Origin of the sequence: Wolbachia endosymbiont (group A) of Cydia strobilella (assembly GCF_964026745.1) — a bacterium.
GTDB classification, from domain to species: Bacteria; Pseudomonadota; Alphaproteobacteria; order Rickettsiales; family Anaplasmataceae; genus Wolbachia; species Wolbachia pipientis.
On the sequence record NZ_OZ034694.1, the window covers coordinates 268331 to 285318 of the forward strand.

Annotated in this window: 17 protein-coding genes; 13 read left to right on the top strand and 4 right to left on the bottom strand. The window is 35.1% G+C overall.

The genetic code is table 11. The features are described 5' to 3' along the window. Positions 1–102 precede the first annotated feature (102 nt). The 8 genes from AAGD76_RS01290 (at position 103) to AAGD76_RS01325 (ending at position 4218) form a co-directional block, all read left to right on the top strand. Positions 103–1149 (top strand): Fic family protein, encoded by a 1047-nt coding sequence (locus AAGD76_RS01290; protein ID WP_010082541.1) that lies wholly within the window; start codon positions 103–105, stop codon positions 1147–1149. Between the two features lie 83 nt (positions 1150–1232). Further along, entirely contained in the window at positions 1233–1409 is a 177-nt protein-coding gene (locus AAGD76_RS01295) for a hypothetical protein (RefSeq protein ID WP_341820250.1), read from the top strand. A gap of 146 nt (positions 1410–1555) precedes the next feature. Continuing rightward, on the top strand, positions 1556–2341 hold the full coding sequence (gene dapB, locus AAGD76_RS01300) for a 4-hydroxy-tetrahydrodipicolinate reductase (protein ID WP_341820251.1): 786 nt from the start codon (positions 1556–1558) through the stop codon (positions 2339–2341). Next, positions 2338–3096, top strand: coding sequence for a phosphate ABC transporter ATP-binding protein PstB (pstB, locus tag AAGD76_RS01305; RefSeq protein ID WP_341820252.1), 759 nt, complete (start codon positions 2338–2340; stop codon positions 3094–3096). The genes dapB and pstB overlap by 4 nt, the downstream gene beginning before the upstream one ends. A gap of 78 nt (positions 3097–3174) precedes the next feature. Beyond that, positions 3175–3477 (top strand): transposase, encoded by a 303-nt coding sequence (locus AAGD76_RS01310; protein ID WP_209472831.1) that lies wholly within the window; start codon positions 3175–3177, stop codon positions 3475–3477. Between the two features lie 71 nt (positions 3478–3548). Next, positions 3549–3896 (top strand): IS3 family transposase, encoded by a 348-nt coding sequence (locus AAGD76_RS01315; protein WP_082246251.1) that lies wholly within the window; start codon positions 3549–3551, stop codon positions 3894–3896. 3 nt (positions 3897–3899) lie between these two features. Beyond that, positions 3900–4061 (top strand): DDE-type integrase/transposase/recombinase, encoded by a 162-nt coding sequence (locus AAGD76_RS01320; RefSeq protein ID WP_010082071.1) that lies wholly within the window; start codon positions 3900–3902, stop codon positions 4059–4061. Continuing rightward, on the top strand, positions 4054–4218 hold the full coding sequence (locus AAGD76_RS01325; protein ID WP_010082072.1) for an IS3 family transposase: 165 nt from the start codon (positions 4054–4056) through the stop codon (positions 4216–4218). The genes AAGD76_RS01320 and AAGD76_RS01325 overlap by 8 nt, the downstream gene beginning before the upstream one ends. A 179-nt stretch (positions 4219–4397) precedes the next feature. On the opposite strand, the gene prfB is transcribed toward AAGD76_RS01325, so the two are convergent. Then, positions 4398–5502 (bottom strand): peptide chain release factor 2 gene (gene prfB, locus AAGD76_RS01330; protein WP_341820253.1). Its coding sequence is split into 2 segments (ribosomal slippage): positions 4398–5426 and positions 5428–5502, totalling 1104 coding nucleotides; the frame shifts between segments, so codons are not numbered across the junction. A gap of 153 nt (positions 5503–5655) precedes the next feature. Between prfB and mgtE the strand changes: the two genes are divergently transcribed. Beyond that, positions 5656–7026, top strand: coding sequence for a magnesium transporter (gene mgtE, locus AAGD76_RS01335; protein ID WP_006280192.1), 1371 nt, complete (start codon positions 5656–5658; stop codon positions 7024–7026). Positions 7027–7281: 255 nt separating this feature from the next. Here the strand turns inward: mgtE and AAGD76_RS01340 are convergent, their stop codons facing one another. Then, positions 7282–8742, bottom strand: a complete 1461-nt coding sequence (locus AAGD76_RS01340) for a TrkH family potassium uptake protein (protein WP_341820254.1) — start codon at positions 8740–8742, stop codon at positions 7282–7284. A 141-nt stretch (positions 8743–8883) separates the two neighbouring features. Between AAGD76_RS01340 and AAGD76_RS01345 the strand changes: the two genes are divergently transcribed. Beyond that, a complete protein-coding gene (locus tag AAGD76_RS01345; protein WP_341820255.1) occupies positions 8884–9063 on the top strand; it encodes a hypothetical protein in 180 nt (59 codons plus the stop codon). Between the two features lie 95 nt (positions 9064–9158). Further along, entirely contained in the window at positions 9159–10109 is a 951-nt protein-coding gene (locus AAGD76_RS01350) for a hypothetical protein (RefSeq protein WP_341820256.1), read from the top strand. A gap of 48 nt (positions 10110–10157) precedes the next feature. On the opposite strand, the gene AAGD76_RS01355 is transcribed toward AAGD76_RS01350, so the two are convergent. Further along, complete coding sequence (locus AAGD76_RS01355; protein ID WP_341820258.1) at positions 10158–11174, bottom strand: substrate-binding domain-containing protein; 1017 nt, start codon at positions 11172–11174, stop codon at positions 10158–10160. A gap of 141 nt (positions 11175–11315) precedes the next feature. Between AAGD76_RS01355 and dcd the strand changes: the two genes are divergently transcribed. Continuing rightward, positions 11316–11873, top strand: a complete 558-nt coding sequence (gene dcd / locus AAGD76_RS01360; RefSeq protein WP_341820259.1) for a dCTP deaminase — start codon at positions 11316–11318, stop codon at positions 11871–11873. Positions 11874–11884: 11 nt separating this feature from the next. On the opposite strand, the gene AAGD76_RS01365 is transcribed toward dcd, so the two are convergent. Continuing rightward, the gene (locus AAGD76_RS01365; RefSeq protein WP_341820260.1) at positions 11885–13309 is read right to left on the bottom strand and encodes a hypothetical protein; all 1425 of its coding nucleotides are present in this window, start codon (positions 13307–13309) and stop codon (positions 11885–11887) included. 292 nt (positions 13310–13601) lie between these two features. Between AAGD76_RS01365 and AAGD76_RS01370 the strand changes: the two genes are divergently transcribed. Continuing rightward, positions 13602–16946 (top strand): glycoside hydrolase TIM-barrel-like domain-containing protein, encoded by a 3345-nt coding sequence (locus tag AAGD76_RS01370; protein ID WP_341820261.1) that lies wholly within the window; start codon positions 13602–13604, stop codon positions 16944–16946. Positions 16947–16988: the final 42 nt, after the last annotated feature.

The following is a 16988-nucleotide window of genomic DNA, read 5'->3' on the forward strand; positions in this document are numbered from 1 at the left end:
TATGCCTACCAAAATTCATTCTTTAGTGTGTGTCTCACAAGTATTCTTTGCTAATAGGATATTTTCGAATATAATTGAATATAACTAGATAAAAATACAGATATGTTTGACATTTCAAAAATTGTAATAACACCTGAAATGTTAAAATTAGTTGCTGAAATTGATGAATTTAAAGGAGCATGGCAATTGTTTGGTAATTTAGCTCCAGAACGTTTACAAATGCTCAAGAAAATTGCAACAATTGAAAGTATTGGTTCTTCTACTCGTATTGAAGGGGCAAGATTATCAGACCGTGAAGTTGAGCAATTACTATCCAAACTTGATACACGCTCATTTCGTTCTCTAGATGAACGAGAAATAGCCGGATATGCGTATGTGTGTGAAGAAGTATTTCAAAACTTTAACAAGATGCCATTTACAGAAAACACTATAAAACAGTTTCACATCTGGCTTTTACAATTTTCATATAAAGATCAAAGGCACATGGGAGAATATAAAAAATTCCCCAATCATGTTGAAGCGTTTGATGAATCTGGAAAAAGCTTGGGCATAGTTTTTGAAACAGCCTCTCCATTTGAGACAGCAACACAAATGCAAGAACTTATTTATTGGACTAGCCAGCAATTAGAGGTGAAATCGTTACACCCTCTATTAATTATTGGCATTTTTATAGTTACTTTTTTAGCTATTCATCCCTTCCAGGATGGAAATGGCAGATTATCACGCATTCTCACAACTTTCTTGTTACTAAAGTTAGGGTATATCTATGTACCTTACAGTTCCCTTGAAAGTATAATTGAAAGTAATAAGGAGAGTTACTACTTAGCTTTGCGTCGTACTCAACAATCCTTGAAGACGAGCAGCTATGATTTTAATCCATGGCTTATATTCTTTTTAAGGTCACTACAAAAGCAAAAATTTCATCTTGAACAAAAGGTGTCACATGAAAAAGTGTTAAATCTCTATTTACCACCACTTTCTGCTAAAGTATTAGCACTACTCAGCAAACATGGACGTCTTACAATTAAGGATTTGGAAAATATTACTAAAGCAAACTGCAATACCTTAAAGAAGCACGTATCTAATCTCGTAAAGAGTAATCACATCACTCAGCATGGAAAAGGCAAAGCAACCTGGTATGTAATATAGAGCTCAATAGGATATGTATTCATTTTGAATTGTTAAATTATTCAGCTATAGAATATAGATCACAGCTGTACAAACATTGTAGTTTGAGCCCACTAGATCCCAGTGCCCTATTCTTGTCATCCCAGTGCCTTCTCCTGTCATCCCAGTGCCCAGACACTGGGATCCAGAAAAGTTTGCTTGTAAGCAAGCAAATTAGCATAGAAAGTGGTTACAACGTTTTCGATGAGATTGCAGAAAGGCTAGATTCCAGACTGGAATGACATCGTTCACTATGTACCATATTGCAATAGTTGTGGTCAAGGCACTGGGATCTGAAATTGCAGTGTTCGTACAGCTATAGAATATAGATCAGAAGTGACAGAGCTTAAAAAAAGGCCTAACATTCTTAATAAACGTAAAAAGCTTTATGAAAATCAGAGTTGGAGTAATAGGCTGCTTAGGCAGAATGGGCAAAAAAATACTCAATGAATTAATTACAAATACCAAAGTGGAAATAGCAGGTGCTGTTGCCCGTTCAGGCAGTAAGTACATAGATTCAGATATTGGACCAATTATAGCCAATCTAGGAATTAAAGTTACAAGTTCTATTAGTGGCATATTTGAGTCATCTGACGTTGTAATAGATTTTACAACTAAAGAATGTATGTTAGACTGCCTTAAAGCAGCTGTAAAATTTAAAACACCGCTGGTTAGTGGCACAACTGGAATAGAAGGTGTCGATTTGAAAGAATATGCTGCTGAAGTTCCAATATTATGGTCAGCAAATATGAGTGTTGGGGTTAATGTGTTGCTGAAATTGGTAAAAAAAGCTGCTGAGCTTTTAGGTAATGAATATGACGTTGAGATTTGGGAAATGCATCATAACTTAAAAAAGGATTCACCATCTGGAACAGCTATAGAACTTGGCAAAACAATTGCTAACGCTTCAAAAGTGGATTTTCAGTCCAATCAATATTTACATAGTGGTTCAAACATAAGGAAAAAGGGGGGAATAGGTTTTGCAGTATCTCGTGGAGGTGGAGTAATAGGAGATCACAGCGTGATGTTTGTTAATTCTGATGAACGGATAGAACTAAACCACAAAGCAATTGATTGCACAACATTTGCTAGAGGAGCTGTTCAAGCAGCAGTATGGCTATACGAAAATAAAAGAGAAATTCCGGGGCTCTATTCAATGCAGGATGTGATATGAGCAATACACGTGCCTCTGTTAAAGATTTAAATCTCTGGTACGGCTCTAAGCAAGTTTTATTCGATATAAATTTGAATATTTATAAAAGAAAAGTTACTACTTTTATCGGACCATCCGGGTGCGGTAAATCAACATTTTTGCGTTGTTTTAATCGTATGAATGACTATGTACCAGGTTGCAAAACTGTTGGTGAATTAGATATCGATGGGCTGGGTGATATATATTCACGCGATATGGATGTTGTACTACTTAGAGCAAAAGTTGGTATGGTATTTCAAAAGCCAAATCCTTTTCCAAAATCAATATATGATAATGTTGCTTGTGGGCCAAAATTGCATGGTATGGCGAAGGATAAGCAAAAATTGAATGAGATGGTGGAAAATAGTTTAACCAAGGTTGGTTTATGGGAAGAATTGAAGGACAGATTGCAAGATAGCGCACTCAATTTATCCGGTGGCCAACAACAGAGGCTATGCATCGCTCGCGCAATTGCAGTGAAGCCAACTATTTTATTAATGGATGAACCGTGCTCTGCTCTTGATCCAATGGCAACCAATGCAATCGAAAATCTTATACAAGAGCTGAAATTAAGATTTACTATAATTATGGTGACTCATTCAATGAAGCAAGCTAAAAAGTTATCTGATAGTGTAATTTTCTTTCATAATGGCAGAATTGTTGAGGCTGGAAGCACTCAAGAAATATTCGAAAATGCTCAATCTCCCTTAACAAAGGAGTATATCCTGGATCATTAAATTTCTGACCTTACCCAGAAAAAGTGGAGAGAAAGAAAAGAGTTTTTTTGGGTAAAATAAAATTTTGGAGGATTAGAAATGGTAAGAGAATATACGGCAGAATTCAAATTGGAAGCTGTTAAACTGGCAAATGAACAAAGAAAGGCAGGTCAAACAATTACAAAAATAGCAAGAGATTTAGGAATAAAGGGTGGTTTATTAGGAAAATGGATGAAGAAATATAACGAAAAAAAGTCAGCGGCAAATGCATTTCCAGGTAGAGGTAACATGGCTCCTTACGACAAAGAGAGGTTTGATTTACAAAGCAAGAGTAACAAGGGAAAGAGACATTTAAAAAAAAGCCCTGGCCAGTCAAAAAGAGTAAAATATTTTTTTATATAGTAACTGCTATAAAGTACAGGAATTATGTAGGATTTTCTGCTAGTGGCTACTATAAGTGGACCACAAGAAAAATAAGCAGTAGAGAATCAGCAAATAAAGAGCTACTCGAAGCTATTCAAAAAATATATCAAGTTTCTAAATGTAGATATGGAGCTCCTAAAATTCATGCTGAATTGAAGGCTTTGGGTAAAAGTTGCAATTTGAAAACGGTGCAAAGTATTATGCAGAAAAATGACATCAGGGCTATACTGAGAAGAAAGTTTAAAATTAAAAAACAACAAACAGATAATAGAGCTGTAGCTCCCAATATACTAGATCAAAACTTTATTGTTGATCAACCAAATAAAGTATGGGATTACTTACATCAAAACCAAGGAGGGATGGCTATATTTGGCAGCAATAATTCTCACGTATGGTAGTTAATGAGTAGTGCAATAAATAAACAATTGGTTATGAACTCTTTATTAATGGCCATTAATAGGCGTAAACCTGTTAAAAATCTACTGCTGCACAGTGACCAAGGTTCACAATATACTGCGCAAGGGTATCAATATCTCTTAGCTGTAAAGAATATAGATGAGTAATAAAGGCTGTTGTTACGACAATTCTGTTGCAGAAAGCTTCTTTAGCTCATTGAAAAGAGAAATACTTATTGATACTTCACAACACTCTGCTCAACAAACTAGAACTGCAATATTTGAATACATAGAAATTTTTTATAACAAACAACGTCACTATTAACTATTGCATTCCAGAACAATTTGATGCATCATTCTTTTTGTAAAAAACATTCCACACTTTCTCTCCACTTTTTCTGGGTAAGGTCACTTTTCCACTGATCATATTTAATCGCCATAACTTTACTCCTACTTTAACAATATTTTAATTATCATATATTATGGCAAGAAAGTCAACCCTACCTAATTTTGCTTAGTAAGCACACTAACTATGAAACAATCTATATTACCATCAAAAACAGAATTTATATTGCCCACTTCATGTCCGGTTCTTAAATCCTTCACCATTTGATATGGATGCATAACGTACGATCTGATCTGATTGCCCCAGCCTATATCGCATTTTTTACCATATTCTTCAGCCATTTTCTGTTCTTTTTTTTCCAGTTCAATTTGGTATAAACGTCCTTTAAGTAATTTTAACGCCTCATCTTTATTTCTGTGTTGAGAACGACCATTTTGGCATTGAACTACAACACCAGTTGGAATATGCGTAATGCGTACCGCACTTTCAGTCTTGTTCACATGCTGACCGCCTGCTCCGGAAGCACGATAGGTGTCGATCTTTAGATCCTTTTCATCCACAGCAATATCAATTGAATCTTCTATCACTGGAGTTACTCCTACACTTGCAAAACTGGTATGACGTTTACCATTTGCATCAAATGGCGATATTCTAACCAGCCTGTGAATTCCACTTTCACTTTTTGCCCACCCATAAGCTTTTTCTCCAACGATTTTTATCATTGCAGACTTTATACCAACTGACTCTCCTTCTAATTTTTCTACAACTTCAACTTTAAAGTTGTGATAAATTTCTGCCCACCTTATATACATGCGCATCAGCATTTCAGCCCAATCATTGCTCTCGGTTCCGCCAGCTCCTGAGTGGATTTCTAAAAAGCAGTTATTATTATCTGCTTCACCAGTAAATAAGGACTCTGTTTCTTTATACTTGATTAATTTCTCTAGCTTAGCTAATTCATTTTCAACTTCAGAGAAAAATTCTTCATCATTTTCATCAATAGCAGACTTCATTAAGCTGATGGCATCGTTGTAATCGCTTTCCAGCTTTAAAAACGACTCTACGTCATCCTTAATTTTAGAACGTTCTTTTAAAACTTCTTGTGCTTTTTGGTTATCTTGCCATAGGTCATCATTCGACGCTTGGGAGTCAAGCTCTTCAAGACGCAACTTTAATTTTTCTATGTCAAAGACACCTCCTGATAAGAGAAATACTTTTATTTAAGCTTTGAAAGTGTTCAAGAATTTCTGGATAAGTTTTCATTATACTTTAGATTTTAATATATTTACTATCAATAACAATAACAGTAAACAAAATAGAAATTTAACCATATGATAGTTAATTTAAATAATTTCATTATACTTTAATGTTTAAGGAAATCAAGCGCGTATATTTATTAAAAAACAAGGTAAAGTAATGAATATTGAAATAAGTTCCCATTATGGTTTAGACAAAAAGGCTATTGATGACTTAATAGAGTCACTTGATAACGAGGAGCTAGAGAATGTTCGTAATATTGTAAAAACGATAGACAGTGTTCAGTTAGCTTATTTTTTATCTACTTCGATCAGTGATCACAGGGAGAAATTAGTTAATATCCTCGATCAACATTTGTTAAGTGATGCCCTAGTGCATGTAGTGCCAGATTTACAAATAGAGATCATAGAAACATTGGGAATAGAAAATACAGCAAAGTTACTAATGCTCCTTGATGTAGAAGATATAGTAACCATAGTGAAAGATTTAGATAGAAAGTCTGTAGAAAATATACTTTACTATTTGCCCAGCAAAACTCAGAAATCGGTAGAGGAGTTGCTATCATATCCAGAAGAAAGTGCAGGAAGGTTAATACATAAAGATATGGTTATAGCTCCATATTATTGGACAATAAATCAACTGACAGAATTTGTGTGCAACTATAAAAAAATACCAGAAAAATTTCACCAGATATTCATTATCAACTCAAAATTAGAGCCTATAGGCAGTGTTAATTTAAATAAGGTAATATCTCACTCAGGAGACACAATAATAAAAGAGATAATGGATCATGACATAAAAATCATTAAAACTGGAATAGACCAAGAGGAAGTAGCAAGAATATTTAAAGATTACTCTCTATTATCGGCTCCGGTAGTAAATAAGAATGGTAAAATTATTGGTGTGATCTTAATTGAAGATGTGATAAAAGTTGTTCAACAAGAAACAGAAGAGGATGTACTCAAAATAAGCGGTGTATCTTCTAAAGCCGATATAAATGCCCCTATACATAAAACTATAATTAAAAGGCTACCTTGGTTACTGTTTAACCTCTTAGCTGCAACAATGTGTTCCATAGTAGTTGGCTTTTTCGATGATGTAATAAAAAGTTTTATAGTACTACCAATAATCATGCCGATAATTGCATCAATGAGCGGAAATGCAGGATCCCAAACAGTAACGCTAACCATCCGGGCAATCGCAACAAAATATCTAACTGAGCAAAATGCAAAAAGAATACTGATGAAAGAATTTTTAATAGGTCTTATAAACGGGGTGATCTTATCTACTATTTCATTAGTAGTGTTAGCAATAAGGTTTCACAACTTCAAAGTGGAGATGATTTTTGTGGTCTCCATGATTATGATGTCAATTATTGCAACGTTCATCGGAACTTTCATTCCTATAATGCTTCATCGCTTAAAGTCTGACCCTGCCGTTTCTTCTTCAATCCTAACATCGGCAACAACTGATATTCTCTCAGCTTTTATATTTCTTGGTTTAGCTACGATCTTTTTATTAAATAGCTAATACTATCTATAGCTATACCGCCGCGAACCGTCATGCCGCGATTCATTCGCGGTATCTCTTAGCATAGATCCCGCTAACAAGTAGCGGGATGACGAGAAAGGGGCTACTTGGATGACATTCTTCTTGGTGTGCCCAAATCACAATGTTCGTACATCTGTGGATTTATTCGCGGTATAGATATCGCTAACGAGTAGCGGAATGACGGTTTTTCAAATTGTCGTAAGTCAGTTTAGCTATAATATCAAGTTTCACCAACTATTTCTCTCTATTAAATAAGAATAAATTACCTATACAAAAATAGATTGGCAATATTTCAAGTCTGCCAAGCAGCATTAAAAACGATAGAAATAATTTTACTTCATTACTGAAAGAAGAATAGTTACCTGAAGGACCTATTAAGTTGCTGAACCCTGGACCAGAGTTTGTAAGCGTTGCAGAGACTGAACTGACGCTAGTTATAAAGTCTGCATTGCTTAAGTAAGACATCACTATTGATGAAATGGTAAACGTTAACATGAAAATTGCAAAAAATATAAAGACAGAGTGAACTTCATCATTCTCCAGGGTTTTTCCATTGAATTTTACTCCATTGTCTGCATCAGGGTTTAATAAAAGGTAAAAGTAATTTCTTATAGACCTTAAAAGAACAATCAAGCGGAAGATTTTGACACCACCACTTGAAGAACCACTACATCCACCAACAAAGGTGAGAAAAAAAGCTAAGACTGAAATGAAACTCCAATCTATATGATTACAGATTGCATAACCAGTTGACGTAATCAAGGAAGTGATGGTAAATGTGCTGCATCTAAATGATAATGACACTCCTAAATCAACATTTTTATACAACCAAAAACAAGCAAATAAAGATGAAACAATAGCTATCTTAAAAAAGTAAGAGACCTGCTCATCATAGCAAATGTCTAACCGTCTTATGATTTTTAAATAGCTAAGAAAAGGCAGAGAACCCAAAATCATAAAAACGATCGTTATGGCTTCTAGTATGGGATTATTATAGTGCCCTATAGAATCATTATAGTTAGCAAATCCACCAGTTGATACAGCAGACATTCCGTGACATATTGCATCAAATAGTGGCATACCAGCTAGATAATAGGAAAATATACATAACAAAATTAAGCCATAATATATTGCCGTAACATGAATCACTACGCTTCGCGTATTCGGCAACTTCCTTTTGGTAGCATCTGAATATTCATAATAAAGTAAATTATTTAGGCTGAGAACCTTAAACATAGGAAAAACTGCAATTCCTAAAGTGATTACACCAAAACCCCCCATGCCATGTAGCATTGCTCTCCACAGCAGTATTCCCGGAGATTGCTTTTCAATATCATTAAATATAGTTGCTCCTGTGGTTGTGATGCCAGATATCGTTTCAAACAATGCATCAACATAGCTCAGATTATCAAAATAGAAAGGAATAGCTGCAAACAGAGACAAGGCAATCCAGGTGCAACTAGTAATCGCAAAAATTGCCGGCATGCCATACAATCTACTTAATTTACCGAGTAAAATAAAAATTGCGCCAGATGTGCAGGTAATTATGAATCCAGCGAGAAAATTTTTCCATTCGTAGCTGAGATACTTATTGGTAATAGCAGGAATAAGCATTGCTAAGCTAAACAGCAATAGGAATATTCCCACAATAAATACAATTGAACGCAAATTTTGTAAACGTTGATGATTTTTCATAGAATTACTTCCTCGCTATACAAAGCCATAAAAGCTACTCTAACGTCAAGCATTTTGTTGGCCTTTATTAACAGTTATTAACAATATACTTGATTTACTTGTAAATATGTGTGATAATTAAATTTTTATTAGAGGTAAGATATGGTTGAATTAACTGATGCACAAGAAGAAATTCTAGGTTCATTAAGACAGGCAGTCAGGAATGACAATTTTCAAGAAGTCCAGAACGTACTCGACAATAAGGAACATAAGGAACATAATGATATACAAGCAGTTTTGAGCCACGAGGGGACTCTGACTAGTGACAAAGGTACCATTTAAATGATGTTATTGACTGTTCTAATGCTAGCGTTAGCACTAAAGTAAAGATCATTGAACTAATTTGGCAGAAAGCTGATCAAAAAACTCATGATTTTTTGTGTGATTACAAGGTAATAGAATTTTTTGAAGGTCAACCATATTTTGCGGATACAATAGATGATCTTAAACGCTTTCAAGGAAAAATTGACTATAATAGCACAGAATATTTTGCTCTTGCACGAGTTATTCAAGAAATAGAAAAGCACGAGAGGGTAAAGGATCTTGATTCCAACTTACAAGAAGCAATAGAAAACCTTGATATTGATCAAGTTAAAGCAGCATTAGAGAATTGTGGTGAAGATGTAGAAAGGGTTTTAGAGCGAGAGGTATATTGGAGTAGTGGAAGAGTAGATGCCCTTTTAGTTTATCCTCTGAAAGTTGAATATAGTGAAGAATTGAACCAAGAAGATGTGGAAAAGATAAAAGAAAGCTTTAAATTAATGTTTGATGCTGCTTCTCCAGGGCTCCTTGGGTTCGAGCCCAATGGAAATAACTATGTAATGGATAAACTTACATGTGCACAAAAACGTTTTGCTAAAATACCTGGAGTAGGTGAGCAATGCTTTCAAGATTTGATTCAAGAATTTGAGGAAAAACTTAGTAAAAATGAACTAGATAATGCCAAGATTAATGATCAGATAGCATGGGATAAAGAGTATGCGACTCGATTTTCACAAGAAATCAATCAGGATCCGTCTGAGAATGATGATCTTAACTTTATAGATGACACTGATCTAGATCAAAACACCGTAAACTCTGCACCAACTGCAGACAACAAAACCCCAGAAAAGAACGAAACAACCTTCTGGAGTGAACACAAAGGGAAAATTGCTCTGGGCGTTGTTGGACTGTGCGCAGTTGGTGCTGTTGCAGCCTATGTGCTAGCGTATCCTGTAGTTGCACTGGCTTTAACAGTTTTGGCAGCAGTTATATTAATGGGTGCTGGTATTGCTAAGGTTTTAGAAGATCCAAGTGTAGAAAGAACGTTTACAGAAGTACAACGTTAATAATGTCATCCCAGCGCGCCGCGCTGGGACAAAGAATATAAAAGACCGTCACGTTATATCATAAACTTTTGCTGAAGCTTTTTTCATGTCTTCACTTGAAAGTGGGATTAGACCAAGCCTAGATAGGTACCCACCTTCAATACCGATTGAATCTATAATTTCTTTTACGAATTCTCTTAATCCATCAACAGTATCCAAGTGTTCCCTCTTTATGTAAAGGTATAGAGGTCTTGCTAATATATATTTTCCCGATGATATATTTTCGTAAGTTGGCTCAATTCCTGCAATTGTGCTCCCTTGTATTTTATCTTGATTCCTCATTAAAAAGCTGAAACTAAATATCCCTAAGGCGTTCTTGTTACTTTTCAATTTTTGTATTATTATATTTTCATTAATTCCAACTTCTATATACCTTCCGTCATCCCTTATATTACCACATGCTTTCTTTCTTTCTTCCTGATCTTTATAATTCTCTTTGAAAATTCTCGAGTTCATGCATGAATATTGATCAAGCATAATAGAATTAACCAAAGTTTCGTATGTACCTGTATTTTGATGTGGACCATAAATTTCAATTTCTGTTTTTGGTAAGGCTTGATTGACATTAGACCAAAACTTCTTATTATTTTTTACTAATTTATCATTTTCTTGAGAATATGCAGATAAAGTTTCAAATAAGTCCTTTTTTGTGAAATCAAATCTATGGCTTTGATTTGAATTTGCAATGACAACTCCATCATAGCCAATGATGATTTCTATCACTTCATTAATTTTATTCCTTTTACATAGTTCTCTTTCTACTTCCTTCATAGGGCGAGATGAAGTGGTGATGTCTGGAGTGTCTTCCCCTATTCCTGAGCAAAACATTTTGAATCCTGATCCACTTCCTATCGATTCCACAACTGGAGTCTTAAAGGAGAATACACGGTTGAACTCTTCGGCTATAAACGAGATAAAAGGAAAAACAGTTGAAGATCCAACAATTCTGATGTATTTCCTGGCATCAGCATTTGATAGCGGCGTGAATAATACGAATACAAAAATCAGGAGAAAGTTTCTAAGCATTATTTTTAGTTAAGAACATAAATCTAATTATTGTAATAAAAAATCAAACTGAAAAGCTTTAATTGCATGACAAAAGCTACAGTTTACATTTAAATTTTATTTTATATTATTGTAAGTATTACACAACTTTAAGGGGCAATTATGGCAGTTATGCCAGATAAATGGATAAGAGAAAAAGCTGAAAACTTTAGAATGATAGAGCCTTTTGTGAATCACAAAAGCAGTAAGGGGGTCATATCTTTCGGACTATCGTCTTATGGTTACGATGCAAGAGTGGATAATAAATTTAAAATTTTTACTAACGTTAATTCAGCCATCGTGGACCCTAAAAATTTCTCTGAGAATAGTTTCATAGATAAGGAAACAGACGTATGCATAATTCCACCAAATAGCTTTGTGCTTGCAAGTACAGTGGAATATTTTCGTATACCAAGGAATGTACTGGTCATTTGTGTTGGTAAATCAACTTACGCAAGGTGTGGAATTATAGTAAACGTTACTCCCTTAGAACCTGGGTGGGAAGGTCATGTCACACTCGAATTCTCAAACACCACTCCACTTCCTGCAAAAATTTACGCTAATGAAGGCGCATGCCAATTCGTATTTTTAAGCGGCGAAAGTGAGTGTGAAAAATCATATGATGATATGAAAGGAAAATATATGAATCAGTATGGTATCACTTTGCCGCTGGTGAAGTGATTTACTGCGTATTATATAACATTTATTCTTATTTCGGATGCATCTTTAACTTCTATTTGATATTTTTTTCGCATTTCTTTTTTCTGATCATAGTCTATAGATGTATTTGTTAAATTGGAGGATGGTAACTCCGCGTATTTAAGATTTTCTATAATACCTTTTATATCATTTGGTATTCCCGGAAATTCTTCATCTAATCTCTTTTTAACCTCTTGCTTTACTTCTTCTAAAAATTCAACGTAAATTTTGTTGACATCACTAGCTTTTTCATCATCGCCCCAATACTCTCTTATAACTTCTTTATTGCTTTCAGATTGTTTTTTGAAAAGCTCGTTAACTATTACTGGAGCTTTATATACTGCTGCCTGTTTAGTTCTATCACTACCTAAAGGTGTTGCAACAAGGTGGTGTAAATGATCTAATGTTTCTATAATTTTATTAAAACTACCAACAAAACATGCCTCCTGATTACCATTGTAGGTTGTTTGAATATCGAGTAAATGTCTTATTAACGTAGCTTTTCTTTCTTCATCACTTATAATCGAGCTATCTTCAAGGGCCGTCATTATTAAATTAATGGCTTGCCTTAGCGTCAAGTTATAACGCGTATCGTTGTTCTGCCTTATACGTTCTAAACATTTAATAACTAACCTTCTCTTTTCTTCCTTAATTTCATCGATAATTTCTCTACTAGAAAAATCTATTCCATATACTCTTAAAGAAGAATTACTACTCTTTGCTTCTGCTATTGCTTCAACCAAAACTTTTGTAAATTCTGTTGAATTAGACTGGTTTAATCTCGCTTGTATTCCTTGATTTTGCATGATTTTCTCAGCAATCTCCTTAGAAGCTACATCAATAGGAAAATCTTTTGTTTCTTTAACATATGTTAAAAGAGCTTCATCAAAGCTTTCAGAAGGTGTGCCATACTTTGCAATTAAATTATCAATAGCTGACTGAATATGTTCATTAACTTGTGTGTCATGAGTGCTTTGACCTCCAACCAATACATGAAGATTGCGAACCATTAGTTGCCCGATCTCACGAACAGTATTTATTAACTCTCTTATTTCTGAGTAATTTACAAGAGCAAAACACAATAATAATGGAGAAATAAGAATGACAAATAATAAGAATGGTAAAAGAACTATAATACCAAAAATTGTATTTATTACTTTTTTTGCTATAGCTAACGGCCTTGGATCTGCCTCATTAGGCTGTAATCTTAATAAGGAAGATATTAGCCATAAAACGATTGCTATAGGTAGTATGATAAAAAGTGCTGTACATGAAAAAGCAAGGATAATAAAACAACATATTATTTTATTGAACGTACGTTTTATTTTGTTTGGATGATTTACAATATTATCTGCTCTTCTACCCACTTCATGCAGTCTATTTTCTAATTCCGCTTCAATATTCCGATTACCAAACATATTTTCCTTACTTAAATCCGTATATATTAACATTAGATAATTTACAGCATAAAGTCAAGAATCTTATTTAGCATAGCAAAAATTTACTTCCGCACTTTTTCATTGTTGCTTACAATAATTATAGCTACACCATGTGCTTTTCTTAATTAAAAACTTCAATTATCCATTATAACTGACTGAGTTTCTTGTTACTTTAGTTGTCATTTCAATCTCATACTCTGTCATCCCAGTGCGTGACACTTGGATCTTTTCTCAACAATTTCAAAAAAATCTATCAAAAAGGAGGATTACCATGTCTACAATAATTTTATCATCAATTTTTGGTCAAGCAGGCAGCATTTTTGGGCCAATTGGCCAGATTATCGGCTCAGAACTCGGTGCTTTTCTTGGTGCACAGCTAGATGGGGCAATGTTCGGCCTTGATGCCGAGCAAAAAGTAACGCATGGGGCGAGACTAAAGAATCTGCAGGTTCAAACCTCAACCTACGGCAGAACGATCCCAATTATCTATGGCACTGCTCGTGTTGCAGGGAACATTATTTGGTCACAGCCAATAAAAGAAGAGGCGATAACCACCAAAAGCAAAATTGGAAGAGGTATGAATGTTGAGTATAATTACTATGCAACGCTTGCAATTGCGATCTGCAAGGGGAAAGTAGAAAAATTAAACAGAATCTGGGCAGATACAACATCACTTAGCTTTGATGAAATAGATTATACTTTTTACCACGGTACAGAAAACCAAAATCCTGATCCATTCATATCGTCTATTGAAGGAGAAAAAAACGTGCCAGCTTATAGAGGAATATCTTACATAGTCATCAAGAATTTTCCTTTAGCAGACTATAATAACCGCGTTCCGGTATTCACATTTGAAGTGCAGACTATATTAAAGCCTAGCGGATTTTCAGTAGTAGAAAATATTCAGAATATCAATATAATACCAGGCTCAGGAGAGTTTGTATATGATACAAAAATACAGAAGAAAATCGCGCAAGAGAAAATAAGCAGCAACCAGTATATCCCATATGGGCTGGCACAGAGGGTAAATCATAATAATCACACTAAAGAGAGCGACGCAATACTTTCTTTGAATCAGTTGCAGGAGGATTTGCCAAATATTGAGTGGGTATCGGTAGTAGTCAATTGGTTTGTGAATGATCTGAACATTAAAGATTGTAAAATATACCCTGCAGTTGAATTTCAAGATGATTCCGCAATATTACCTGATGATTGGCAAGTAGGAAGTAGTACCAGAGATGATGCTCAGCTAATTTCAAAAGATGCGAGTGGAAACCCAAGATATGGTGGCACAGTTAGTGATTCAGCGCTAATAAGATATATAGAAGAGCTACACAGCAGAGGCTACAAGGTAATACTCTATCCGATGCCCTTACTTGACACAGAAAATAAAGAGTGGCGAGGAAAATTGAGCGGGACTCCTCAAGATATAAGTGATTTTTTTGAGAATCAATATAACAAATTTATAGAGCATTATGCAAGCATTGCCAAACAAACTAAAGTGGAAGGGTTTATCATTGGTTCTGAATTTGTTGAACTTACCAAAATCAGGGATGAACAAGGGAATTACCCTGCCGTTATAGAGCTAGTTAAGCTTGCAAAGCAGGTGAAACTTGCGCTTGGGGAAGAAGTCATAGTAACTTATGCTGCGGATTGGAGCGAATACCACTCATATGATGGTTGGTATAATATGGATGAACTGTGGTCTTCAGAGTACATCGACGTTGTTGGCATAGATGCTTATTTTCCACTGACTGATGGGCCAGAGCCTCCTTTTGGTTATTCCGCGGAAGATGTAATGGGTGGTTGGAGCAGTGGAGTGGGGTATGATTATTTCTATGATTACTCAAAGAGTGAACCTGAAAGAGTAAAGTATAACGACAGCAGGTATGCGTGGAAAAATATAGAGAAATGGTGGAGTGAAACTCACATAAATCCAGGTGGTAGTAAAACGAAATGGCAACCAAAAATGAAAAAAATATGGTTTACTGAGTATGGATTTCCCAGTATGAACGGCTGCACTAATGAGCCAAATGTGTTTGTTGATAAAGGCAGCATAGAGAGCAAATATCCACGATATTCAAACGGAGAGGTGAGCTTTCTTTCGCAAAAAATTGCAATTGAAGGAACGCTAAAGAAGTGGCAAAGCTCGGAAATGGTAGAAAAAATGTTTCTCTGGGCATGGGATGCAAGGCCATTTCCTTATTTCCCCAATTTGTGTGATATGTGGACTGACTGCCATAATTGGCAGACAGGACATTGGATTCAGGGAAAGCTTTCACAGCTTAATATTTCCGATGTTTTATCGGATCTATTACAAAAAGCAGGTTTAAAAAGCGATCAGTTCGATACGAGTAATGTTAAAGGATTATTGTCTGGATATGTAATAAATGACCAGCAATCGGTACGTTCAATTATTAAAATGCTGCAAAGTTGCTATTTTTTTGATGTGGTTGAACAGGACTCTAAACTGAAATTTGTCCAAAAGGGCAGGGGAGTTACAACTGTAATGCCAATTGGTGAAATGGTTTTCAATAACAGTTCAAAGTCGATGCAACTTGTTAATATTAGTCAACTGGATTTAAACAATAAAGTTAACATCGTTTACTTTAACCGCAATTTTGGCTATCCAATTGATGTTAAATATGCTGAGTTGCCAAAGCAAGGCACTGCTATAACAGTTGAAATACCACTCATTATGGAGGAGGGAGAGGCGCAAAATATAGCTGAGGTTTTACTTTATTCTTCGTGGCAAGAGAGAAATATATACAATTTCAAGCTGTCGATAAAATATGCGTGGCTTGTGCCAAGTGATGTAATAACGATTTTAGACGGTGAGAAAAAGCATACGGTGAGAATTATAAAAACGAAATTTGAAAGCATGTCCATTCAAGTAATTGGCGTTGGTTATGATCGCTCTATATATAAGCTCTCTTTTCCTTCAACAAGGTCACTTATGCTGAAGGAATACCCTCCCTCTCACGTTAGCAAAACCATCATAGAAATGATAGATTTACCGCATGTTAAAGATAATACCACAAGCTTTACTTTAATTAGCGAGGAAAAGAATTGGAAAGGAGCAACACTCTTTATTTCGTACAACGATAAGGATTATAAGCCTATCGCAAGCACAAACAAGCAGTCTACTTACGGATATGTAATGGAATCTACCGACGAGGGGCTTATAGTAGTGTTACGTTTTGGTGTATTGAGTTCTTCATATAACCATTATTTAAGTGATGGTGTCATTCCAGCGCTTGACCATATTTCTCCTGGATCCCAGTGTCTGGGCACTGGGATGACAGAAGAGGGTTTTACAAGCACTAATGTTAGTACTATAAATGTAAGCAATTTAGCACTGGTTGGAAAAGAGATAGTAAAATTTCAGAGTGCCGAACTTATAGATAAAAATAAATATAAGCTTAGCAACCTAATTAGAGGGCAAGAGGGCACCAAAGAGTATCAGCACACCGCAGGTGAAAAATTTACTCTGCTTGATGATTCAGTAATATCTTTCGAAGTGCAAAGGGGAAAAAAGTTTTACCTAAAAGCAGTGACTTACGGTGACTCGCTGGAAAATACGGAAGTGAAAGTGATAAATTCATTTAGTAATTGAAATTTAATAAAGTAAGTGCTAGAATTAATATACAGGTATTAA